At 37.6% G+C, this 23725-nt stretch carries 21 protein-coding genes; 19 read left to right on the top strand and 2 right to left on the bottom strand.

Annotated features, from left to right (window positions below):
• Positions 1–47 precede the first annotated feature (47 nt).
• The gene (locus CYP43_RS01520; RefSeq protein ID WP_103582247.1) at positions 48–1325 is read left to right on the top strand and encodes an aminotransferase class V-fold PLP-dependent enzyme; all 1278 of its coding nucleotides are present in this window, start codon (positions 48–50) and stop codon (positions 1323–1325) included.
• A gap of 36 nt (positions 1326–1361) precedes the next feature.
• Here CYP43_RS01520 and CYP43_RS01515 read toward each other — a convergent pair whose 3' ends face one another.
• Positions 1362–2468 (bottom strand): FtsW/RodA/SpoVE family cell cycle protein, encoded by a 1107-nt coding sequence (locus tag CYP43_RS01515; protein WP_103582246.1) that lies wholly within the window; start codon positions 2466–2468, stop codon positions 1362–1364.
• A gap of 52 nt (positions 2469–2520) precedes the next feature.
• On the opposite strand from CYP43_RS01515, the gene CYP43_RS01510 reads away from it, so the two are divergent.
• The 14 genes from CYP43_RS01510 to mnmC all read left to right on the top strand — a co-directional run bounded on the left by CYP43_RS01510 (position 2521) and on the right by mnmC (position 17301).
• Positions 2521–3492 (top strand): RluA family pseudouridine synthase, encoded by a 972-nt coding sequence (locus CYP43_RS01510; RefSeq protein WP_103582245.1) that lies wholly within the window; start codon positions 2521–2523, stop codon positions 3490–3492.
• On the top strand, positions 3425–4099 hold the full coding sequence (locus CYP43_RS01505) for a fibronectin type III domain-containing protein (RefSeq protein ID WP_180385121.1): 675 nt from the start codon (positions 3425–3427) through the stop codon (positions 4097–4099). The genes CYP43_RS01510 and CYP43_RS01505 overlap by 68 nt, the downstream gene beginning before the upstream one ends.
• 106 nt (positions 4100–4205) lie before the next feature.
• A complete protein-coding gene (locus CYP43_RS01500; protein WP_258032122.1) occupies positions 4206–4631 on the top strand; it encodes a hypothetical protein in 426 nt (141 codons plus the stop codon).
• Positions 4631–5818: a tRNA (guanosine(46)-N7)-methyltransferase TrmB gene (gene trmB, locus CYP43_RS01495; protein ID WP_103582244.1), complete on the top strand. Its 1188-nt coding sequence runs from the start codon at positions 4631–4633 to the stop codon at positions 5816–5818. Before CYP43_RS01500 ends, trmB begins: the two co-directional genes overlap by 1 nt.
• Positions 5802–6473: a cell division ATP-binding protein FtsE gene (locus CYP43_RS01490; RefSeq protein WP_021091805.1), complete on the top strand. Its 672-nt coding sequence runs from the start codon at positions 5802–5804 to the stop codon at positions 6471–6473. The genes trmB and CYP43_RS01490 overlap by 17 nt, the downstream gene beginning before the upstream one ends.
• The gene (locus CYP43_RS01485; protein ID WP_103582243.1) at positions 6460–7275 is read left to right on the top strand and encodes an FtsX-like permease family protein; all 816 of its coding nucleotides are present in this window, start codon (positions 6460–6462) and stop codon (positions 7273–7275) included. Before CYP43_RS01490 ends, CYP43_RS01485 begins: the two co-directional genes overlap by 14 nt.
• Positions 7272–8492, top strand: a complete 1221-nt coding sequence (locus tag CYP43_RS01480; protein WP_103582242.1) for a murein hydrolase activator EnvC family protein — start codon at positions 7272–7274, stop codon at positions 8490–8492. The genes CYP43_RS01485 and CYP43_RS01480 overlap by 4 nt, the downstream gene beginning before the upstream one ends.
• Positions 8493–8565: 73 nt before the next feature.
• A complete protein-coding gene (pyrH, locus tag CYP43_RS01475) occupies positions 8566–9282 on the top strand; it encodes a UMP kinase (RefSeq protein WP_054196984.1) in 717 nt (238 codons plus the stop codon).
• 18 nt (positions 9283–9300) lie between these two features.
• A complete protein-coding gene (locus CYP43_RS01470; RefSeq protein ID WP_021091717.1) occupies positions 9301–9516 on the top strand; it encodes a DNA-directed RNA polymerase subunit omega in 216 nt (71 codons plus the stop codon).
• Entirely contained in the window at positions 9503–11692 is a 2190-nt protein-coding gene (locus CYP43_RS01465) for a RelA/SpoT family protein (RefSeq protein ID WP_084041542.1), read from the top strand. Before CYP43_RS01470 ends, CYP43_RS01465 begins: the two co-directional genes overlap by 14 nt.
• Before the next feature lie 10 nt (positions 11693–11702).
• Positions 11703–12908, top strand: a complete 1206-nt coding sequence (gene tyrS, locus CYP43_RS01460) for a tyrosine--tRNA ligase (RefSeq protein WP_103582241.1) — start codon at positions 11703–11705, stop codon at positions 12906–12908.
• Entirely contained in the window at positions 12909–14000 is a 1092-nt protein-coding gene (locus CYP43_RS01455; RefSeq protein WP_103582240.1) for a nitronate monooxygenase, read from the top strand.
• Positions 13997–15436, top strand: a complete 1440-nt coding sequence (locus tag CYP43_RS01450) for an N-acetylmuramoyl-L-alanine amidase family protein (RefSeq protein ID WP_103582239.1) — start codon at positions 13997–13999, stop codon at positions 15434–15436. The genes CYP43_RS01455 and CYP43_RS01450 overlap by 4 nt, the downstream gene beginning before the upstream one ends.
• Positions 15433–17301, top strand: coding sequence for a bifunctional tRNA (5-methylaminomethyl-2-thiouridine)(34)-methyltransferase MnmD/FAD-dependent 5-carboxymethylaminomethyl-2-thiouridine(34) oxidoreductase MnmC (gene mnmC / locus CYP43_RS01445; protein WP_103582238.1), 1869 nt, complete (start codon positions 15433–15435; stop codon positions 17299–17301). The genes CYP43_RS01450 and mnmC overlap by 4 nt, the downstream gene beginning before the upstream one ends.
• Positions 17302–17359: 58 nt before the next feature.
• Here the strand turns inward: mnmC and putP are convergent, their stop codons facing one another.
• On the bottom strand, positions 17360–18847 hold the full coding sequence (gene putP, locus CYP43_RS01440) for a sodium/proline symporter PutP (RefSeq protein ID WP_103582237.1): 1488 nt from the start codon (positions 18845–18847) through the stop codon (positions 17360–17362).
• Between the two features lie 150 nt (positions 18848–18997).
• On the opposite strand from putP, the gene CYP43_RS01435 reads away from it, so the two are divergent.
• The 4 genes from CYP43_RS01435 (at position 18998) to CYP43_RS01415 (ending at position 23546) form a co-directional block, all read left to right on the top strand.
• Positions 18998–19708 carry an amino acid ABC transporter permease gene (locus CYP43_RS01435; protein ID WP_103582236.1) on the top strand — a complete coding sequence of 237 codons (711 nt, stop codon included), beginning with the start codon at positions 18998–19000 and terminating at the stop codon, positions 19706–19708.
• Complete coding sequence (locus CYP43_RS01430; protein WP_072595138.1) at positions 19701–20429, top strand: amino acid ABC transporter ATP-binding protein; 729 nt, start codon at positions 19701–19703, stop codon at positions 20427–20429. The genes CYP43_RS01435 and CYP43_RS01430 overlap by 8 nt, the downstream gene beginning before the upstream one ends.
• 11 nt (positions 20430–20440) lie before the next feature.
• Positions 20441–21214 (top strand): transporter substrate-binding domain-containing protein, encoded by a 774-nt coding sequence (locus tag CYP43_RS01425; RefSeq protein ID WP_103582235.1) that lies wholly within the window; start codon positions 20441–20443, stop codon positions 21212–21214.
• Positions 21215–21593: 379 nt separating this feature from the next.
• Positions 21594–23546, top strand: a complete 1953-nt coding sequence (locus CYP43_RS01415; RefSeq protein ID WP_103582233.1) for a methyl-accepting chemotaxis protein — start codon at positions 21594–21596, stop codon at positions 23544–23546.
• The last annotated feature ends 179 nt before the right edge of the window (positions 23547–23725 follow it).

Below are 23725 nucleotides of genomic sequence, written 5' to 3'. Positions count from 1 at the left end.
TTTTTATGAAAATTTAATTATAATCCCTGCTTTAAAAAAGGAAAACATTGCTAAATATCGATGAAGTAAGAAAAAATATCATTTTAAAAGAAGGCCTTTACTATTTTGATTACACGGCTTCAGGTCTTGCTTATAAGCCCATTGAAGATGAAATTTTAAAATTTTTAAAAACCTACGCAAACACTCACTCAGATAGTAGTTCAAGCGCGGTGTTAACGCAAAAATGCTATGAAAATGCAAGAGCTGAGTTAAAAAGCTTATTAGGCCTTGACGATAGTTTTTATCTTATCGCGACTGGTCAAGGAGCAACGGCTGCGATAAAGAAATTTCAGGAGATAATGGGAATTTATATCTCACCAGCTACAAGAGCCTTGATCGGCGATGCAAATTTAAGAAGTTTAAACTTGCCATTAGCGATCATTGGCCCTTATGAGCATCACTCTGTTGAAGTTAGCTTAAGAGAAGGGCTTTGTGATATAAAACGTATAGAGCTTGATGAAAATAATGAGATAGATTACGCGATGCTTGAGAATACATTAAAGCAAAATGCAAAAAGAAAGATAATAGCTAGTTTTAGTGCCGCCTCAAACGTCACTGGCGTTAAAACTAATTATAAAAAAATTTACTCACTAATCAAAAAATACAATGGCATTTTAGTACTTGATGTGGCCACTCTTAGTGCTTATGAAAATGTTGATTGCAGATATTTTGACGCACTGTTTCTTTCGCCTCACAAACTACTTGGAGGAGTTGGGAGTTGCGGGCTTTTGGCTATCAAAAAAGAGCTTTGTAAAAATTTGCCTACATTTGCAGCAGGAGGCACAGTCAAGTACGTAAGCAGGACATCGCATATTTTTACTAATGAAGTTGAAAATTTAGAGGAGGGCGGTACACCGCCGATAATGCAGCTAATACGTACAAATTTAGCCTATAAACTAAGAAATGAAATCGGACTTAATAATATAAAAGAGGCTGAATGTGAGCTAGGTGAGATGTTTTGCAAAGAGCTAGAAAAGATAGATGAGGTGATAAATTATTGCCCTGAAAATTTAGACAGATTACCTATTTTTGCATTTAATGTAAAAGGTATTTCACCTTATGATTTTGCTGCGAGCCTAAGTAGTGATTTTGGTATACAAACGCGTGCAGGCTGTGATTGCGCTGGGCCGTATGGACATGATCTGCTTAATTTAAAAGATAATACCATTTTTGAAGCAAAACCTGGCTGGGTACGTGTTAGCATTCACTACACGCATACAAAAGAGGATATAAAATATCTTATAAATGCCATAAAATCTTGCATCAAAAAATACAAAGAAGGATAGGGTAAAACTATATGCTGGATATTTGTGGAGAAAATTTTAGAAGTGAATTTTTATAAAGCTATAGGTTCTATCAAATCTAAAAGTTAGCAAATTTTGCAAAATTCCAAAAAGCACCATAAATGTAACAAAGCTACTTCCGCCATAACTAAAAAATGGCAGTGGCACACCTACAACTGGTGCAAAACCGATCGTCATCGAGACATTTACACCCACATAAACGAAGATTAGCGCAGCAATCCCCGTGGTGGTAACTTGTGTAAAATAGTCGTTTTTTAGGCCGTAATTTAAACTTAAAAGATGTGTTATAAGTGCTCCATAAAGTCCAAGCAAAAATAATCCACCATAAAAGCCAAAACGCTCGATATTGTAGGCAAAGATGAAGTCACTAGTGGCGATTGGTAAAAATTTAAAGTGTGTCTGTGTCGCTTCGTCCTTTGGCTTGCCCTTTAATCCGCCGCTGCCTATGGCGATGATACTTTGTTTAACGTGATAGCTTGGCTCTTCAGCGATGAAATCGTGAATCCTCTTTTTTTGATAGTCATGTAAATTTTCATACAAAACTGGCGCCAAAAAGCCTATCGCAAGGATGATAGTGATCCAAATTTTCTTATTTACGCCGATTACAAAAAGGATGGTGTAGCCAACTATTAAGAGTATGAGTGCAGTGCCAAGATCAGGCTCTTTCATGATGAGTACAAATGGCAAAAGTATGTAAAAACTAAGTCTTAAAAAATCTTTTACTCCGTATCCATTAGCCTCTGGAGGACGCTGTTTGATGAGATAGGCTAGCATCAGCAAAAAGGCTGGCTTCATCAGTTCTGATGGCTGAAGTGTGAAGTGAACAAAGGGAATTTCTAGCCAGCGCCTAGCTCCTAGTTTGCTAACGCCAAAGAGATCGACGCTTAAAAGTAGCACGATACAGACCCAGTAAAACATCGGAATGATCCAGTCTATACGTCTAATGGGCAGTAAAAATGCTACGCAAAATGATGCAAAACCTATACCAAAATATATAAGTTGTTTGTTTGCTAAAATGTCGTTTGCTTCGGAGACTAGGATATATGAAATTATGATTATTGGGATTATTAAAAACGGCTGAATAAAATCAAAATGTGTTAAAATACGCCGATCTAGTTTTATCAAGAAGCAAACCTTAATTTTTGGGCTAGATTATATCACAAACAAGGCTTTGATTTTGGTTAAATTTAATGTTTTAAACAGCTCAAGACTCGACGTAGCAGTAGCGCATGAGCTTCAAATTTCACGCAATCAAGCTTTAAATTTGATAAAAGATTCTCTCGTAAGCGTAAATTTAAAACCAGTCTCAAAACCAAGCTTTGCTCTAAGCGAAAATGATGAAGTTTGCGTAAATTTTGCCCCAAAAAAAGAGGTGCAAAACGAATACGAAGTAAATTTTGACATCCCGATCATCTACGAGGACGACGATCTCATAGTGCTAAACAAACCCCCTCAAATCGTCGTTCACCAAGCCCCAAGCGTCAAAAAGGCGACACTTGTTGAGTGGCTAAATAAAAAGGGCTTTATGCTCTCAAATTTAAACGGCGACGTAAGAGCTGGCATCGTCCACCGCCTAGATAAGGGCACGAGTGGCGCTATCGTCGTTGCAAAAAACAACTTCGCCCACGCAAAACTAAGCGAGCAGCTAAGCGATAAGAGCATGGGACGAATTTATCTAGCGCTGACCGACCTGCCTCTAAAAGAGGACGTCATCATCGATAAGCCAATCGGTAGAAATCCAAACAACCGCCTAAAAAAAGCGATCGTTGCAGACGCTAAATTTGCAAAAAGCGCCTTTGTAAATTTGCTAAGCGAAGGCGGAGTAAATTTGATAGCGGCAAAGCTTTTTACAGGCAGGACGCACCAGATAAGAGTGCATCTTGCTAGCATAAATCGCCACATTTTAGGTGATGATTTATACGGATTTAAGAGCCAAGGCGATAAAATAAGCAGGGTTATGCTTCACGCTTATATGCTCTATTTTATCCATCCGCGAACTGGCAAAAGGGTAGAATTTACCGCAAAAACGTATGATGACTTTAACCAAATAATTTACAAAAAAATTCCCAAGGAGATTTTTGATGAAAAAATTTGCCCTACGCATATTGACACCATTTTTAGTAGCTTTCTTAGCGGGATGCGGCTCTAGCGTACCGACTCAGCAAAGCACGTCACTGCCAACTATTACAAGCTTAAAAACTATTTCAGATATGACAGAAGTTGGCTTCGAGTGGAACCCAGTGACCGATGAGAGCGTCGTTGGCTACTACCTTTACCGCTCAAATCCAAACGATGCAAATTCAAAAATGCAACTAGTTGCAAACATAAAAGACCGCTTTGCTACGCACTATGTGGATCGCGACCTAGCGCCAGAAACGACTTACTCGTACCAAATGAGAACCTACTCAAGCAACGCCATCTCTCAACCAGGTGCGATCGCAACTGCGACAACTAAGCCACTACTTGACTCTGTGCCATTTGCACAAGCTATCACCGGACTTCCAGGCCGCGTAAAAGTGATCTGGAGACCACATCCTGATAGCACAGTAGCTAGCTACATCATCCAAAGAAGCGATGCAGGAGCTAATAAATTTAGCCAAGTAGCAGAGGTAAATGGCAGACTAAATGCCGAGTATATCGACACTGAGGTAAAACCTGGCAGATCTTATGAGTATAGGATCTTAGTTAAAACTTCTTCTGGCGTCATCTCAAAACCAAGCCAAAACATAAGCGCCACAACAAAGGAGTTACCCTAAATCAGTAACAAACGTCCAAGCGACCAAAAATGCGCCAAAAAAGATAATTTTAACTTGGGATTACGCGCCAGCTGAGGATTTTGCTTATTTTAAGGTTTATAGAACAGTGAGTAAAATTTTGCCTTACACATATCTGGCAAAAACGACTAGCAACACCTATGAAGATCTCATAAATACAAATGCGGCAACAAGGTATTACAGAGTCACAGCAGTCGATAAAGACGGCCTTGAGAGCTTAAAACAAGAAGAGCCAATCGTGGGGATAACGCTTAGTGCACCAAAGACTCCAAATATTAGCGCTAGCTACGATGGTGTCGGCGTAAATGTAAACTGGAGTGCAGTTGATAGAGCCAGTTCGTACACGGTTTATAGAAGTGGTGCAAGTGAGAAAATTTTTAGTGGCATAGATGGTACTGGACTTAGAGATGATAGCGTGCAAAAAGGAGCTAGCTATTCTTACAGCGTCGTAGCTATCGATGAGTACGGCATCGCCTCTGATAAGTCATCAAAAGCAGAAGTTAGCATAAAATAATGCCAAATTTCATCGCTTCGTCTTTAAAAGAGCTCTCATTTCCATTTGGTAATGACAAAGTCAAATTTCTTTGGCAGGCAAATGGGCGAAACGAGAGGCTCATCTACACAAAAAATGAAGAAGAGAGCTTTTTTCTAGTTGTAAAGCCCGGTAAAAATGGCGTTGTTGTAAAGGGGGAGAAGCTTACAAAGCCAGCTAAAGTTGGTCTTTTGCAAGAGGCACTGGAGCTTTTTAAAGAGCAAAATTGCAACGGCATCATCAGTCAAGCATTTGCTGTAAAAAAGACAAATTTAACCAAAAAAGTGAGCGAAATTTTAAGCCTTGAAGAATTTGCGCCAGCATTTTGCGAGCTAAAAGATAAATTTAAAGAGATTTTCATCGAGATCGGCTTTGGTTCTGGCAGACACTTGCTTTATCAAGCTAAAAATAATCCAAATGCCCTAGTTATCGGAATAGAAGTCTATAAACCAAGCATCGAGCAAGTAGCAAAGCTAGCTAGGGCAAATGGTCTAGAAAACGTGCGTCTAATAAACACTGACGCCAGACTTTTACTCTCACTTATTGGCTCAAATTTAGTTGATAGAGTCTTTTTACACTTTCCAGTGCCATGGGACAAAGCAGAGCATAGACGTGTGGTCTCATCGGCGTTTGCACTTGAGTGCGAGAGGATACTAAAAGTAGGCGGTAAATTTGAGCTAAGGACTGATAGCAAGGAGTATTGCGACTTTAGCTTGAGTAAATTTTTAGAGCCTACAAACTCAAAAATAGAAGCTTTCAAAAATAGAAATTTAGAAGTAACTAGTAAGTACGAAGACCGCTGGAGACGTCAAGATAAGGATATTTACGATGTCGTTTATACTTGCGAGGTTGAAAGTGGCGAGAGTGTTTTAGCTGGAGATTTTAGCTTTAAAGAAAAGACAAGCGTAAAAAATATCATTAAAAATTTTAAAAATTTTATCATCAAAAAAGAAGATTATTTTTTACATTTTGAAGAAATTTACACCATAAACGAAGGTGAAATTTTGCTAAAAGTTGCTTTTGGAGCATTTAATAAACCTGAGCAATGTTTTATCAAAATAAGCGATGAAAAAAGCGAATATTTTATAAAAAAACCGATCTTAATTCGTGAGAATTTAGCTGCACACGAGCTTTTGAAGGAGTATTTGGCTGATGCAAGAGATAATTAGTGCAAGAAATTTGAGCCTAGCTTATGAACGCGATGAAATTGTAATTAATAGTGTCAATTTAGATATTTATGCAAATGATTTTGTCTTTATCACAGGCAAGAGTGGAAGTGGAAAAAGCACGCTTTTAAAATCATTTTACGGAGAAATTTCACCCCTTGCTGGAGAGCTAAATGTCTGCATGACACAAATGGACGACATCGATGATAAAAGACTTTGTGAGCTTAGGCAGCGAGTTGGCATTATATTTCAAAATTATCGTTTGATAAATGAATGGAATGTGGAAAGAAACGTTATGTTGCCCCTCATCATCAAAGGCATCAATCAAAATGTGAGCAAAAAGCAAGTGGCTAAACTTTTAAAACATGTAAATATGCTTCATAAAGCCGATAAATATCCTCGTGAGCTAAGTGGTGGTGAGCAGCAAAGAGTTGCCATGGCAAGAGCTCTAGCGCACAATCCAAATTTGCTCTTATGCGACGAGCCAACTGGAAATTTAGACGAATACTCAAGCGACGTCATCTGGTCACTTTTAAAATCAGCTAGGGAATTTTTAGGCACGAGCGTGGTAGTTGTCACGCACCATATCCCATCGACACTTCGTATCCCATACCGCCACTTCGTCATAGAAAATGGAGGCGTACATGAGATCGCTTAAAAATCATCTTGGATTCATCCTGCCGCTGATCGCGCTTTTGTTTTCAGTGCAGTTTAGTCTAACTGCCGATAAGATTGTGAGAGATTATGAAAGACTCATGGGAAATGACTACAACATCGTCATAGTTTCAAGTAAAGAGCTTAGTGATGCTATTTTAAAGCCGGTGGTTAGCAATCTATCTAGCCTCGAGCCACTAAGTCCGCAAAAAATAATCGACCGCCTATCAAATGACATCTCTGCTAAAAATTTATCCATACTGCAAAATGCGCTACCTAAATTTTACTCACTAAAACTTAGCGAATTTCCGACACCGCAGTACATGGATGAGCTAAAGCAAAAACTTTTAAAATTTGATGGCATCACAAAGGTCGAGACATTTTCAAAGACTCATGACAAGGTCTTTAAAATGCTAAATTTAGCAAAAAGCATATCGTATGCTTTTATGGCGATACTTTGTGTTGTTGGACTTATGCTTATGCTAAAGCAGGCTAAAATTTGGCTGTTTGAGCATAGGGAGCGTATCGAGATCATGACGCTTTTTGGAGCACCATTTTGGCTAAAATCAGCCATGCTTTACAAATCGGCTATGGTTGATAGCCTAGTTGCTACCGTTGCAGTCGGTGCATTTTTCTTTTTCTTGCCTAGTATTGAAATTTTTAGAGAAAATGCTGCAAGCATCGATGTAGTTTTGCCTAGCCTTGATCCTTCAAGGGATATTTTTATTTTATTTGGCGTGGCTATGTTTTTAAGCATTTTTGCTGTTAGTTTGGTGATGAGCAAGGCTAGAAAAAGCACGATATGAGAAAAGGAATTTTTACATTTTTGCTAGCTTTTAGCTTAGCTTTTGCGTCAAATACCAAAGAGAAGATCAAAGACTCCAAAAACTCGCTAAGATCGAGTCAAGCGATGAGCGAGCAGCTTAGTAAAAAGTTAGATGATTTGGCTGGTGATATCGTAAATGGCGAGAAAAAACTTCGCGGTATAAGTGGCGATATCACAAATTTAAAGGGTCAAATTTCAGTCCTTGAAACAAATGCTTCAAAGGCACTTCTTGAGCTTGATGATCTAACTAAGCAAAACAAAGAGCTAGAGCGCACACAAAAAGAGCTTGAGCAAAATATGATAAGGATCATCGCAGAAGATTTGTCGTTTGATCTTTTGATGTCTGCAACTGAGGACAAGCAAAGCGAGGAGAGCATCATCTCATCTCAAATTTTAACCAAGCTAAATGCTATTGCAAAAGAGGATTTTAAAAGACTTAGCCAGAACTATGAAGATACGATCGAAAAGATAAAAAATAAATCAAACAAAATAAACGAGATAAACTCAAGCATCAAAAACTATAGACGCAAGCAAAGTGACTTGCAAAATTTAGAGAGTACGCAGAAAAATACTATAAACGGACTAAAACGTGATAAGGAAATTTACAGCAAAAAGCTAGCCAAGCTTCAAGCTCAGCAAGATGAGCTAAGAAAGACGCTGGAGCAGCTTGCTATCATGCAAAAACAAGAAGATGAAGCCGCACGTGCTGCTAGAGAAAAACAAGAAAAAGCAGCCACAAGCAAAGGTGGTAAAAAAGGCGAAAAAAGCCAGCCAATGGGTGGAGGCTATCAAACAAGCTCAGTTAAAAAATATTCAGGTGCAAAGACAATCGCTCCTCTTGATAGCTACACTGTAAAGCAAAAATTTGGTAACTATGTAGATCCAATATATAACATCAAAATTTTTAACGAGTCAGTCATACTTCGCTCAACCACGCCAGATGCCAAGGTCAAAAGCGTGCTAAATGGTAAAGTGGTCTTTGCAAAAGCAACTCCAATGCTTGAAAATGTAGTCATTATAGAAAACGAAAATGGCATCCACACGATCTACGCTCACCTAAGTCAAATTGCACCAACCGTAAAAGTCGGCTCAGTTGTGCAAAAAGGCTACGTTATAGGCCGAGTTAGAAGTGATCTAACCTTTGAAGTGACGCAAAGAAACTACCACATCGATCCACTTGAGATGATCTCAAAATAGCCGCTTTGCAAGTGCTATTAACTAAATTTAAAGCCTTTTTGGCTAGAATGCGTGAATTTTAAGGAGCAAGACAATGAGTAAAAGAAAACGCGTATTGGTTAAATTTTCAGGCGAAGCTTTAGCGGGAGAAAATGGTTTTGGCATAGATACGGCGGTGCTTAAATTTATAGCAAATGAGATAAAAGAGCTTGTCGAAAATGGTATCGAGGTTGGCATCGTTATCGGTGGTGGCAACATTATACGCGGTGTGAGTGCCGCAAAAGATGGTATCATTAAACGAACGAGTGGCGATCACATGGGCATGCTAGCAACTGTAATAAACTCAATCGCGATGCGTGAAGCTTTAGAGCGAAGCGGGCTAGAGGTAAGAGTGCAAAGCGCGATCAAGATGGAGGCGATCTGTGAGACTTTCATCGTTGGACGTGCGCAGCGCCATTTGGAAAAAGGCAGAGTTGTCATCTTTGCTGCAGGTACCGGCAATCCTTTCTTTACAACTGATACAGCAGCAACTTTAAGAGCTATTGAGATCGGCTCAGATATGATCATAAAAGCGACAAAAGTTGATGGCGTTTATGATAAAGACCCTAAAAAATTCAAAGATGCAAAACTTCTAAAATCACTAAACTACGAAAAGGCGATGAGTGATGATATCAAGGTTATGGACGATACTGCCATAGCTTTAGCTAAAGATAACTCACTGCCGATTTTGGTTTGTAATATGTTTAAGGCTGGAAATTTATTAAAAATAATAAATGAAGAAGAAGCAGCCCTATACTCAGTAGTAAAATAAATTTTAAAAAGGATAAATATGAGAACAGAACAAATAACAGCAAGAGCGTTAAAACAGGTTGGTGATGATAGATATAAACTTTCACTTATCGTAGCAAAGCGTGCAGAAGCACTAGCAAATGGAGCAGTAGTGCTTGTAGAAGCCGATACTTCAAAGATGAAATTTGCTGACATTGCGCTACTTGAAGTAGCTGAGGGCAAAATAGGCTTAGAGGCAATAGTTGAAGGAAAATAGTCTTTTTTTAGAGCAGCTAATAGAACAAATTTTACCTTGTAAAAATGTTTCAGAAGCTATAACGCTGCTCTTTTCTCTTTGCGAACGAAGCGAGAAATTAGATAAAGCTATAGATAGCTGTGTCACATCTCATGCCGGTCAATACCGCAAAAGTGGCGAGCCATACGCAATCCATCCAATATTGGTAGCATCAATAGTAGCAAATATGGGTGGAGATGAGAGCATGGTCATAGCTGCACTACTTCACGATGTAGTTGAAGATACTGAAGTTACGCTTAGTGAAGTCCAGGCTGAATTTGGCGATGAAGTGGCAAAGCTGGTTGAGGGGCTTACAAAGATAGTTGCTATAAGAGAAAACAAGCTTGCAAGCTCAAGTAGTAACGAAAAACTAGCAAGTTCGGCACTAACCTTTAGAAAAATGCTTCTAATCTCCATTGAAGATGTTAGAGTTCTTGTGGTTAAGCTTTGTGATAGACTTCATAATATGCTAACCCTTGATGCATTAAAAGTAGAAAAACAAAAACGTATTGCTGAAGAGACGCTTATGGTCTATGCTCCGATCGCTCATAGGCTTGGAATTTCATCGATTAAAAATATACTTGAAGATCTAAGCTTTAAATATGCGATGCCAGAAGAATACGCCAAGATCGATAGCTTTTTAAATAAAAATAAACAGCAGCTTAGCCTTAAGCTAAATGCTTTTTACGAGAAAGTAAATCAAATTTTGCTTGAAAATGGCTTTATTGAGGGTACTTTCGAGATTCAAAAACGTATAAAGCATTACTATTCGATTTATTTAAAAATGCAAAGAAAAGGTATTTCGATTGAAGAGGTGCTTGATTTGCTTGCTATTAGAATTCTTGTGCAAAAACCGCTTGATTGCTATCTTGCGCTTGGAAATTTGCATATAAATTTTAATCCTCTTATTTCGAGATTTAAGGATTATATTGCACTTCCAAAGCAAAATGGCTATCAAACGATACATACAACTATTTTTGATAATAAGAGTATTTTTGAGGCACAAGTTCGTACTTACGATATGCACAAAACCGCCGAATACGGTGTCGCAGCTCACTGGAAATACAAAAACGGCGAGGGCAGTTTACTTAATCCAAAACTTGACTGGCTAAACGACATTGGTATGCAAAATAATGAAGCTGAAAGTAACGTCGAAGAGCTTTATGAATATGCAAAAGATAGTCTTTATATAGAAGATATTGCGGTCTATTCGCCAAAAGGTGAAGTTTTTACGCTTCCACGTGGGGCTACTGCACTTGATTATGCTTATGAGATTCACACAGAGATCGGACTTTACGCAAAAGAAGCTTATATAAATCGCGTCAGAATGCCACTTTTAACAGAGCTAAAAAACGGCGATATTGTAAGGATCGTAACTGGTGAAGAGGCAAAATTTCGCTGTTCGTGGATAAATAGCGTTCGAACTGGTAAAGCAAGAGCTACGATAAGGACATACTGCAAGCAAAAGATAAAAGATATAAATTATAAAATCGCAGTTGATATTTTAAAGTCAGTTTTTGGCGTTTCTAAAGATAGAATTTTAGACTGGATAGAGCATGAAAATTTAGGCAAAAAAGTTTTTCGTGCTGCAACTGAAAGCGATTTTTTGCAAGAGGTCGTAAATATGCTTAAAAAGTATATAAAAAAAGAGCGTCCTTTTATGATCTCTTTGGGCGATAAATATCAGGTTAAAAAGCAAAAATTTGAAAATATCGTAATCTATTCAAATCATAAAATTTCAAATGTCGAGTTTGACTATTGTTGTAATCCAAAAAGAGGCGATAGTATAGTTGGCTTTAAAAATGGGCACAATGTGACAGTGCACCACAAACTTTGTGAGCGTGCTGGAAAGCTTATGGATAAGGGCAATGAAATCATCTTTGTCAAATGGACTAGAAATGCCCCACATAGATATAAAATTTTATTAAATCTTGAGAACCGAAAAGGCGCGTTGGCTGAATTTTTAACATATCTTGCTAGACTAGATGTAAATTTGGCTACAATCTCGCTAAATGAAGCAAATGACCTTAGCGGCGATACATTTGAGATAAGTGTTGAGATAGCTGAAAACATCGATGCAAACGAGCTAAGAGAGAAGATCAAAGATAGATATAAGATTATAGATTTTGTTTCGCAAAGCGATCCATACCATAACTAGGAGAAAGATAATGCAAGATATAGCTGAAATTTTACAAGAGATAAAACGCGGTGTTGCCGAGATTATTGACTTTGAAAGAGTTGAGAATTTAATAAAAAACTATTATGAAAAAGGTGAAAATTTCTATGTAAAGGCTGGTTTTGATCCAACTGCTCCAGACCTTCACTTAGGACACACAGTCGTTTTAAGCAAGATGGCTTTGCTTCAAAAACATGGCGCGATCGTACAGTTTTTAATAGGCGACTTCACTGCTCAAATAGGCGATCCAACCGGTAAATCAGTAACTAGAAAGAAGCTAGATCAAGAGACGGTTTTAAAAAACGCTAAAACCTATGAAGAGCAAGTTTTTAAAATTTTAGATCCAAAAAAGACCGTGATAATGTTTAACTCAAAATGGTCAAATGAGCTTGGAGCTGCTGGAATGATAGAACTAACTAGCACATTTTCAGTCGCTAGAATGTTAGAGCGCGATGATTTTGAAAAAAGGATAAAATCTGGCAGTCCAATTTCAATTTCTGAATTTATGTATCCACTTCTTCAAGGTTATGATAGCGTTGCGATGAAGTGCGACATCGAGATGGGCGGTACGGATCAGAAATTTAACCTTCTAATGGGTAGAACCTTACAGCGAACATATAATGTTGGCAAAGAGCAAGCTGTCATCATGATGCCACTTCTTGAAGGGCTTGATGGTGTAAATAAGATGAGCAAAAGTCTTGGAAACTACATCGGCGTAACCGAAAATGCAAATGATATGTTTGCAAAAACGCTTAGTATAAGCGATGAGCTAATGTGGCGTTGGTATGAGCTTTTAAGTACAAAAAGCCTTGGCGAGATAGAAAATTTAATGAACGATGTAAAAAACGGCAAGTATCATCCAAAAAAAGCAAAAGAGGATCTTGCTTACGAGATAACATCAAGGTATCACGGCGAGGAGGCTGCAAAGGCTGCAATGGCTGAGTTTAATAGCGTGCACTCTCAAAATCAGCTCCCAACTGATATCAAAGAATTTAGCCTAAAAGCACCAGCGTGGATAGTGGAAGCTTTATCGCAGTGTGAGCTAAGTGAGTCAAATTCTCAAGCAAGACGTGACATAAAGGCAAATGCGGTTAGCATTAATCAAGAAAAGATTAGTGATGAGCAGTTAAAATTAGAGACAGGTGAATATATCTTGCAAGTCGGAAAGCGTAAATTTGCAAAAGTAAAGGTTGAATAGATGGAGTTAAAGCCATTAAAAATAGGAAAATATGAGATAAAGTATCCGATATTTCAAGGCGGTATGGGACTTGGTATCAGCTGGGACAAACTAGCTGGTAATGTAAGCTTAGAAGGCGGTCTTGGGATAATCAGCTCAGTTGGTACTGGATATTATGAAAATAGAAAATTTATAGATAAAGAGCTTAACGCAAAGCCATTTGGAAGTGAAAATTTCTACTCTACAAGAGGGCTTAGAGCAATTATTGAGAATGCCCGAAAAATTTGTGGAGATTTGCCACTTGGCGTAAATATAATGTACGCTGCAAATGACTACGCAAGAGTGGTAAAAGATGCTTGTGAAGCCGGTATAAATATCATCGTGTCAGGTGCTGGACTACCTACGAATTTGCCAGAATTTACACAAAATTTTAAAGAGGTTGCACTAGTTCCTATTATCTCAAGTGCAAAAGCACTAAAGATCATCTGTAAACGTTGGCTACAAAGATATGACCGCTTACCAGATGCTGTCGTGCTTGAGGGGCCACTAAGCGGCGGACACCAGGGCTTTACTTACGAGCAGTGCCTTGATCCTGAGTTTTCGTTATTCAATCTAATCCCACAGGTAAAGGCCGAGATAAAAGAGTGGGGTGACTTTCCGCTTATTGCAGCCGGTGGAATTTGGGATAAAAATGATATCGAAAAAGCAATATCGCTAGGCGCAGACGGCGTTCAAATGGGCACACGCTTTATCGGCACTCATGAGTGTGACGCAGATATTGGCTTTAAAGAAGTGATACTAGCAGCCGAGGAAAAGGACATAGAGCTTATAAAAAGTCCAGTTGGCTATCCGGCTCGTGGGATTAGAACAAATTTGATAAATTTGGTAGAAAAAAGGATGGGACCAAAGATTCAGTGTATAAGCAACTGCGTGAGCCCTTGTCAAAGGGGCAAAGGTGCTAAAGAGGTTGGATATTGCATCGCTGATAGGCTGTTTGACTCATTTAGCGGCAAAAAAGAGACCGGGTTATTTTTCACGGGAGCAAATGGATATAAACTAAAAGAGCTAATAAGCGTAAAAGAGCTAATGCACAAGCTGGTACATGGTGAATGAAACGAGCGATAATCCTCTTTTTTATTGTTTGTAATTTCCTTTTTGCTGCGACAAATTCAGATATATTTGCAAAATTTGATAAAAATTTTGCCAGCTCAAGCAGAAGTGCAAAGATCAAATTTCACAACGATATAAAAGATATCTATGTCGACGCGATCATAAAGAATGACAAAAATATAAAAAAACAAGCACTCACAAGACTCATAACCAGCTCAAAATCGCTTGGTTTTGACTCAAGTGGGTATGTAAAAGATCTAAATGCACTAAATGGCGTAAAGAGTGCCAGTACGCCTAGTGCTGCTCTGACGCTACTTAGTGCTACAAAGGTAAATGACACTTTAGTGCTTAAGTTTAATACAAAAATTGATACTGCAAAATTAAAAACATCCTTTTTAAAGCAGCAAAATACATATAAAAACATTATGGATATTGATGGTAGACTAAATGGCAATCCGCTAACTTATAAAAATTTTATATCTGATTATATTCATATCTCGCAGTATGATAAAAACACTGTTAGAGTTATTTTTTCTGATAAGATCCAAAAGACTATAAAAGCAAATGCGACAGGCGATCTGCTTGTAATCAGCGCTCAAAATTTTATCTCAAACGAAAATGTAAAAGCACCACTTCATAAAACTAAAAACAAAAACGAAGAAGTGCCACACAAAGAGCCTGAGCCAAATTTAAAGCCACAGCCCGCACAAAGCGAGCCAGTGGCAGCACCTTTGCCACCAGTTGCGACTGGTAAATTTTCACGCAACAAAACGATCGTCATCGATCCAGGACATGGTGGCACAGACCCTGGCGCGGTAAATGGCAAACTGCAAGAAAAAACAGCCGTTTTAGGCGTGGCCAAAAAACTTGGCGACATATTAAAAGCGCGTGGTTACAAGGTCTATTTTACCAGGTCAACCGATGTCTTTATAAATTTAAGAACAAGAACAAAATTTGCAAATGATAAGATGGCCGATCTTTTTGTTTCCATTCACGCAAATGCTGCTCCAAATGCCACAAAGGCAAAGAGCATGCACGGCATTGAGACATTTTTCTTATCGCCTGCAAGAAGTGAACGTAGTAAAAACGCGGCTGCGCTTGAGAACAAATCAGATATCGAAGAGATGAACTACTTTTCGCAGCAGACGTTTTTAAACGTGCTAAACCGCGAGAAGATTATCGCGTCAAATAAGCTTGGCATCGATATCCAAAAAGAAATTTTAGCAAGTGCTAGAAAGGTCTATGCTGCAAGTGATGGCAGTGTGAGAGAGGCGCCGTTTTGGGTGCTTGTAGGCGCTCTTATGCCAGCAGTTCTTGTTGAGATCGGCTATATCACGCATCCAGTCGAGGGTGAAAAGCTCTTTAATGATGCCTATCAAAACGCTCTTGCAAATGGCATTGCAAACGGCATTGACGGATATTTTGCAAAAAATAGATGAAAAATGCAAATTTAAGCTTTAAAGGGCAAATTCCATTTAACGAGGAGTTTGGCGATATCTATTTCAATACCGACAAACCTTGGCTTGAGAGCGAATTTGTCTTTGCAAGTGCACTTGATGAAATTTGGCAGAGTAAAGATAGCTTCGTCATCGCTGAGACAGGATTTGGTGCCGGGCTAAATTTCTTCACACTTTGTAAGAAATTTAAAAATAGTTCTAAAAAACTTCACTTTGTTAGCATCGAAAAAAGCCCTATTAAAAAAGAAGATATTTTAAAAATTTATGAAAATTTAGGCATTTTTAAAGCTTATGCTAGAAAGCTGGTTTCGCTCTATCCACCTCTTATTGAGGGCATACACCGTATAAATTTTGCCCCAAATATCACACTTGATCTTTGCTACGGCGAGGCTAAAGAAATTTTACCTGAGCTTGATTTTAGCGCTGACATCTGGTTTCTAGATGGCTTTGCTCCAAGTAAAAATGACTCGATCTGGAGCGAAGAAATTTTTAGACAGATCGCAAGACTAAGCAGGGTTGGTACGATTGCTAGAACCTATTCATGCGCAAAAATAGTAAAAGACGGGCTAAAGGGCGCTGGCTTTTTGCTAAGCCTAAAAGAGGGTTACGCTAGAAAACGTCAGATGAGTAGTGCCGTGCTAGAGAAAAAGGATGAAAATTTAAAGGATGCTTGGTTTGTGAGATGCGAACCAGTTGCTAGTGTAAATGGTAAAACAGCGCTTATCATAGGAGCTGGCGTGGCTGGACTTGCAACAGCTGGCGAGCTAGCCAAAAATGGCTTTAAAGTGGTGATCGCCGAGGCAAAGGTCGAAGTGGCTACAAATGGCTCTGGTAATCACTGTGGCGCTTTGATGCCGTTAGTTACCAAGCCCGGGGTAAATTTAGGCCGCATGCATTTAAACGCATTTTTGCAAGCAGTGAGATTTTACAAGGCAACTTTGCCAAAAAGCCTTATTAAATTTAGTGGCTGCATCGACTACGCATTTGATGATGAGCTCATCAAAAGATATGGCTCGTGGCAAACTCAAAGCGTAGAGGATATTTTTAAATTTGATGAGAACTTAAAGCCATATCCTGGGATATTTATAAAAGACGGTGCATACGCTAGGCCAAGAGAAATTTGTAAATTTCTCTCAAGCAACTTTGAAATTTTATTTAATCACGAGTATGAGAGTAGGGCGCATCTACAAAACGGCAAGATAAGCGTTAAATTTAAAAATGGTAAAAATTTAGAGACCGATATTTTGGTCTTTTGCACTGGCAGTAAGAGCAGTGAAATTTTTAAGGGCTACGACATGCAAATAAGCAGTGTCCGAGGCCAAGTAACCCACTTAAAACCAATATTTAAAAATACTTTACCGCTAAGCGCAAAAGGCTACATCTGCCCAGCCGTCAAAGGCGTACAAGTTATCGGTGCAACTTATGCTAGAAATGAAATTTGCGATACGCCTAAAGTTGAGGATAATGCTAAAAATTTAAGTGATGTAAGCGAGTTTTTTGACACCACAAAAGCCACCATTATCGGTTCACGTGTGGGATATAGGAGCTATAGCGGAGATAGGTTTCCGATAATTGGCGCCTTGCATGATGAAGAATTTTACAAGCAAAACTACAAAGGGCTATTTTGGAGCAAAAATAAAGATAACAACCCAAAGGCAAGCTACGAAAAAAATGTCTTTGTAAATTTTGCTCATGGCTCACGAGGTCTTGGCACAGCGATACTTGGAGCAAATTTGATAGCTGATCTTGTGCTTGATCGCCCACTTTGCATAGAAAGATCGCTATTTCACGAGCTTCATCCAGCTAGATTTTTGATAAGAAAACTAAAAAAGGGATTAAAATTTTAAGAAGGAATTAGCAGAAATTCCTAGCACAAGATACTAGGAATTTCTTGTAAGTTTAGGCTTAAAGCCTTGTTTTCATCTTTTCAAATTCATCTTTTATGACTTGCTCGTGAGGTTCGCTCGTCATTTTATTTATCGCGTCTCCCCAGATACTTACGCTAATGATCGCTATGCAAGATGCTATGATGCCAGGTAAAATTTCATAAACATATACGTTTAGCCCCGAAGTGATCCAAAATATTACGGTCGCGCCTCCAGCTATCATACCAGCGAGTGCTCCAAGTGCACTCATGCGCTTCCAGTAAAGGCTAAAAAGTAGCACTGGTCCAAAGCTCGCACCAAATCCAGCCCAAGCGTTGCCAACTACGTTTAGGACATTATCTGTCGAGATAAAGGCAAGTATTGTAGCAACTATGGCCACTACTACGACAGCATAGCGACTGATCGCCGTTTGTGTATTTTGACTAATCTCTTTTTTATAGAATGCAAAGATAAAGTCCTTTGTTACCGAGCTAGATGTAACTAAAAGCTGACTTGAGATAGTACTCATAATCGCTGAAAGCACAGCTGAGATGATAATGCCTATAAAAAATGGTGGGAAAAGTAACTCGCCAAGCTTTAAAAATACAGTCTCAGGATCGCTAAGTCCGCCTCTTTGACTAAAGTAGACAAAGCCGATAAGTCCGCTCATAATTGCGCCTAGTAGGCCGATCGTCATCCAGCCAATGCCTATTCTTCTTGCTTTAGCAAGCTCTTTTGAGTCGCGTATCGCCATAAATCTAACGATGATATGTGGCTGTCCAAAGTAGCCAAATCCCCAAGCCATAAGTCCTAAAATTCCCCAAAAAGTTTGATCTCTAAATGGATTTAGGTGATTTGCATCAAGCTTGCTTATCTCTTTTAGTAAATTTGTATCGCTTGGCAAGTCTAAATTTAGATATGCCACGACTGGGATTGAGACTAGGACACAAAACATCAAAAGCCCCTGAAATGCGTCAGTTATACTAACTGCTTTAAACCCACCAAAAAATGTGTAAAAGACCACAATGACAAGTGTAAAGACCGCTCCGTAGGCAAATTTTAAACCAAAAAAGCTCTCAAATGTCTTTCCGCCAGCGATAATGCCGCTACTTACATAAAGTGTGAAAAAGATCAAAATGATAAGACCAGAGATAATTCTTAAAATTTTAGTCCTATCTTTAAAGCGATTTTCTAAAAAGTCTGGTATTGTGATGCTATCACTCGCAACCTCAGTATAAATTCTAAGCCTCTTTGCTAAAAATAGATAGTTGCAGTAAGCTCCAATGATAAGACCGATTATCATCCACACATTTGCTATGCCAGTTGCGTATAATGCTCCGGGCACGCCAAGTAGCATCCAACCACTCATATCAGAAGCACCAGCACTAAGTGCAGTAACCACTGGACCCATTCGACGGTTATCTAGCAGATACTCGTTCATACTTGCATTTTTATCGTAGAAATATCGTCCGATAAAGAGCAAAAAGCCAAAATAGATGGCGATGGCTAAATAAGACCCAAAGCTCATAAATTTCCTTTCAAATTAAGATAAATGGCTTATGTTAATATAAATTTTTTTAAATTACAACATTCAGTGCCGATCCTTAAACACTTTTAAGCAAAATGATATAAATTTTTTCGTATTATTTAAAGCCATATTTTAAAGAGAAGGACGAAGTTGAAGGCTCAAAATTTAGCTAAATTTCTATTTTTTATAATAATCGTCTCACTTGGAGCATATTTTTTCTATCCAAGAGATCTTAGTGAGGCTCAAGAGATCGCTTATATCAAAAGTTACGGAGTGACTTTAGGGCTTACTATAGGCGGTATTGCCATAGGCATAACACTTGGATTTACCTTGGCGTTTATTAAATTTTTAAATATTAAAATCTTAAATTTTATAATTGATGAATATATCGATATCTTACGTGGAACACCTGTAATACTTCAACTTTTAATATTTTCAGTTGTCATTTTTGCAACATGGAGCGATAATTTTTATGTAGCTCTCATCGCACTTGGACTAAATAGTTCTGCTTATGTGGCCGAGATCGTGCGAAGTGGCATAAACAGTGTCGATAAAGGACAAATGGAAGCGGCTCGTGCGATGGGCCTAAACTACTATGTTTCGATGCGCGAGATAGTTTTTCCACAAGCTACAAAAAATATCTTACCAGCTCTTGCAAATGAGTTTATATCACTATTTAAAGAGACATCAGTCGTGGGCTATATAAGCGTCGTTGATATCACGATGCAAAGTAAGAGCTTGCAAGCGGTCTTTTATAGTCCAGAGCCAGTCATTTTTACAGGTATTGTCTATTATGTGAGTGTTAAATTTTTTACACTTTTGGTAAAACTACTTGAGAGGAGATTAAACCGCCATGATTGAGATTAAAAATTTAAACAAAAGTTATGGCGATTTGCGAGTTTTAAATGATATTAGCGTAGATATAAAAAAAGGTGAAGTTATAGCGATAATTGGTCCGAGTGGTGGTGGCAAAAGTACGTTTTTACGTTGTATAAACCGCCTTGAGGAGCCAGATAGTGGACACATAAAGATAAATGGCGAAGATATTTTAGATAAAAAATCAGACATAAATAAAATTCGCCAAAAAGTGAGCATGGTTTTTCAGCACTTTAATCTTTTTGCAAATAAAAACGTCTTGCAAAATTTAACTCTAGCTCCGATAAAAGCGGGAATTTTAGATAAAGCAAGCGCAGAAAAAAGAGCCGATGAGTTGCTAAAAAGTGTTGGGCTAAGTGATAAGAAATTTGCCTATCCGCACAAGCTTTCAGGCGGACAGAAGCAACGTATCGCGATCGCTAGAAGCCTAGCGATGGAGCCAGAAGTGATACTTTTTGATGAACCGACAAGTGCACTTGATCCTGAGATGATCGGAGAGGTGCTTGATATTATGAAAGATGTTGCCGCAAGGGGTATAACGATGCTTGTGGTTACACACGAAATGGGTTTTGCAAGAAACGTGGCAAATAGAATTTTCTTTATGGATAAAGGCAAAATCGCAGTTGATGACACACCAAAAAATGTCTTTACAAATCCGCAACATGAGCGCTTAAAAGAGTTTTTAGGCAAAATTTTAAATCATTAAAGGAGTAGAAAATGAGTAAAATTTTAAAATTTTTGATGGCAAGCTTAGTTTTATTTTTACTAGGTTGTGGCGATGATGCTAATAAAAAAAATGCAGCAAATAATGCCGAAGAAGCTAGTAAAAATGTAGTTTATAAAGTTGGCTCAAGTGCTGATTATCCACCTTTTGAATATCTTGATGAAAACAATAAAATTGTTGGCTTTGAGATAGATTTATTAAATGAGATCACCAAAAAAACTGGAATAAAATTTGATGTTGCAAATATGAGCTTTGATGGACTGATATCAGCATTAAAAACTGGTAAAATCGATATTGCCATAAGCGGAATGAGCGCAACTGATGAGAGAAGGAAATCGGTTGATTTTACCAAGCCATATTATTTTTCAGAAAATTTATTTATCCGCAAAAAAGGCTCAGATGTAAATAAAGACAACCTTAAGGATAAGAAAATTTCAGCTCAAGTTGGCACACTTCAAGAAGAAGCAGCCAAAAGCATAACTGCTAAGTCGATACCTGCTGAAAATGTAGCAGCTGCCATCATGTCACTAAACGCTGGCAAAATCGACGTTGTACTAACTGATAGTCCGATAGGAGTTGAATATTTAAAACAAAATTCAGATTTAGAAGAATTTTTAAGAGTTCCTGATGGCACGGAAGGATTTGCAATGGCATTTGATAAAGGCAAACATACTGAGCTTATCAAGAAGATAGACGCAACAATCGATGAGCTACAAAAATCTGGCGAATTTGACAAAATGCTAGATAAATATGGATTAAAGAAATAAATCTAAATACAAAATTTGCAGAGAAGCAGGAATTCTCTGCAAAAACTCACTTTTTTCTAATTTTTAAAATTTAACATCTTTTAAAAGTAAAATTAATAAAATGACTTAATTATTTTCAAGGAGAAAAAATGAAGCTTCTCAGGATGAGAACGGCATTTATTTTAAATGTGCTATTTTCTATTTGCATGTATCACAATTTTGTTAAAAAATTACTACTAATTAATAAAGCTAAATATAAAATAAAATTTTACATAAATAGACTAATCAATATTTTTTATAAAAACAACCAAAAGCATTTTTTGGTTGATAAATTTTAAGTATTAAAGTCGTATGACTTTATTTTTGAAGCAAATATTAAGAAAAACTAAAAGGAGAGAAAATGAATAATCTAGGTATTAAATCAAAGATTATGGCGATAGTTATCGTCAGTCTTATTGGCCTTGGTATCATGAGTGCATACATGCTAAATGGTATCTTAAAAACTCGCTCAAAAGCAGAGTTTAGCGAGAAAATCGTGGATACAATAATAAATCAAAATAATTTTATCCATGAAATGCAAAAAGAACGCGGATTTAGCTCAGGTGTGCTAGCGGGAGGGGATAATAAAAATTTATTAGAGCAGCGTAAAAAAGTAGATGCTGCGCTTGATAAGCTTGAAGAGAAAAATGAAATAGTTTCAGAGATAAATAGTATCCGCTCAAATGTGGATCAAAAAAGTGGCAATGATCTAATTAGTCGTATAACAAAAATTTTAAGAAAAGAGGTCATTGCTATAAATGGATATAGTGATAAGCTTGAGCCTAGCTTGGTAGATGATCTAAAGCGTATCATTATTGTTGGTGAGATAAAAGAGTCTTTTGGTATTTTGCGTGCTACTTTAAATGGGGTTTTTACTAAAAAGAGCATAAGCAAAGAGGACTACAATAAAGTAGTTGCACTAAATAGCGTTATAAATAAATTTATGCAGGATTTTGACGATTACAATCCAAAAGAATTTAGCGATGAATTTGATGCTATCGCTAGAAAAAAGGCTGATTTTATAGATGCGATGAATATTATTAAAAATGTAGTTGCTACCGAAGATGTATCTTATGATGCAGCGAGTTGGTTTTCAAAGATAAGCATTTCAATAGATGCGATGAGAGAGCTTGAACTTAAACTACTTGATAATATGCAAAAAGATGCAAGACGTATTAAGGGTGATGCAAATACCGAACTTATTATAAGTTCTATTGTGATTGCGATTTGTATTTTACTTATGTTGCTAGTATCTACATTAATAGGTAAAAATCTGATCTCTGGTATAGATCAGACTAAAAATGGCTTAGTTAAGTTTTTTGACTTTTTAAATAACAAAACTAATAAGGCTGAATTTTTAGATCGTAGCGGTAGCGACGAGATCGGACAGATGAGTGCACTAATAAATGAGAATATCAAACAAATCGAGGCAAATTTATCTGAACAAAATAATTTCATTAAAGAAGCAAATACTTTTGTAAATCAAATCGGAAAAGGTAACTACGTAGCTCAGCTTAATGCAGATACTTCAAATCCTGCACTTAGCCAGCTAAAACAAACTTTCAAAGACTTACAAATCGCACTTAAACATGCTATTGCGGAAAACGGCGATGATGTGTTAAATCTACTAGAAAGCTTTAAAAAACAAGACTTTACTAAAAGGCTTGAAGATGATGGCAAAATGGCGGTTGGTATAAATGCTCTTGGTGAAGAGATAGCCAAGATGTTAAGAGCAAATTTAGATCAAGCCCATGTGCTAGAAGAAAAGGCTGAGTCTTTAAGTCAGTCAATGAAAGAACTAACTCAAGGCGCAAATATACAAGCAAGCTCACTTCAAGAGTCTGCTGCCGCAGTAGAGCAAATGTCAAGCTCAATGAATGCAATATCTCAAAAAACATCTGATGTTATTAGACAAAGTGATGAGATTAAAAACATCATAACTATTATTAGAGATATAGCTGATCAAACAAATTTACTAGCTCTTAATGCCGCGATCGAGGCGGCACGTGCAGGAGAGCATGGTAGAGGCTTTGCGGTTGTTGCAGATGAGGTTAGAAAACTAGCAGAGAGAACTCAAAAATCTCTAACAGAGATCGAAGCAAATACAAACGTACTAGCTCAATCAATAAATGAAATGAGTGAATCTATAAAAGAGCAAAGTGAAGGAATTAACATGATAAATCAATCAGTTGCTCAAATAGACACACTTACAAAAGAAAATGTAGTAATTGTTAATAAGGCAAATGAAGTAACATCTGATGTTGACGACATGGCTAAGGCAATAGTAAACGAAGTTAGAAAAAGTAAATTTTAATCTTTGACTTACTCTTAGAGCTCTTATTATTCTATCCCTTAAGATAATTAAGGGATAGAATTTATCTATAAAAATTTATATGCTACTTTGCTATACGATTATTTATAGCATTTTTCTTTTATTACGGATTTAAACAATTTTTAATAGAGAAATACTGATAATTAAGCCACTAAATCACC

Origin of the sequence: Campylobacter concisus, from assembly GCF_002913045.1 — a bacterium.
In the GTDB taxonomy this organism is placed as follows: Bacteria; Campylobacterota; Campylobacteria; order Campylobacterales; family Campylobacteraceae; genus Campylobacter_A; species Campylobacter_A concisus_AP.
The sequence above is the reverse complement of the archived record's forward strand: the minus strand, read 5'-3'. Positions and strand labels throughout refer to the sequence as shown.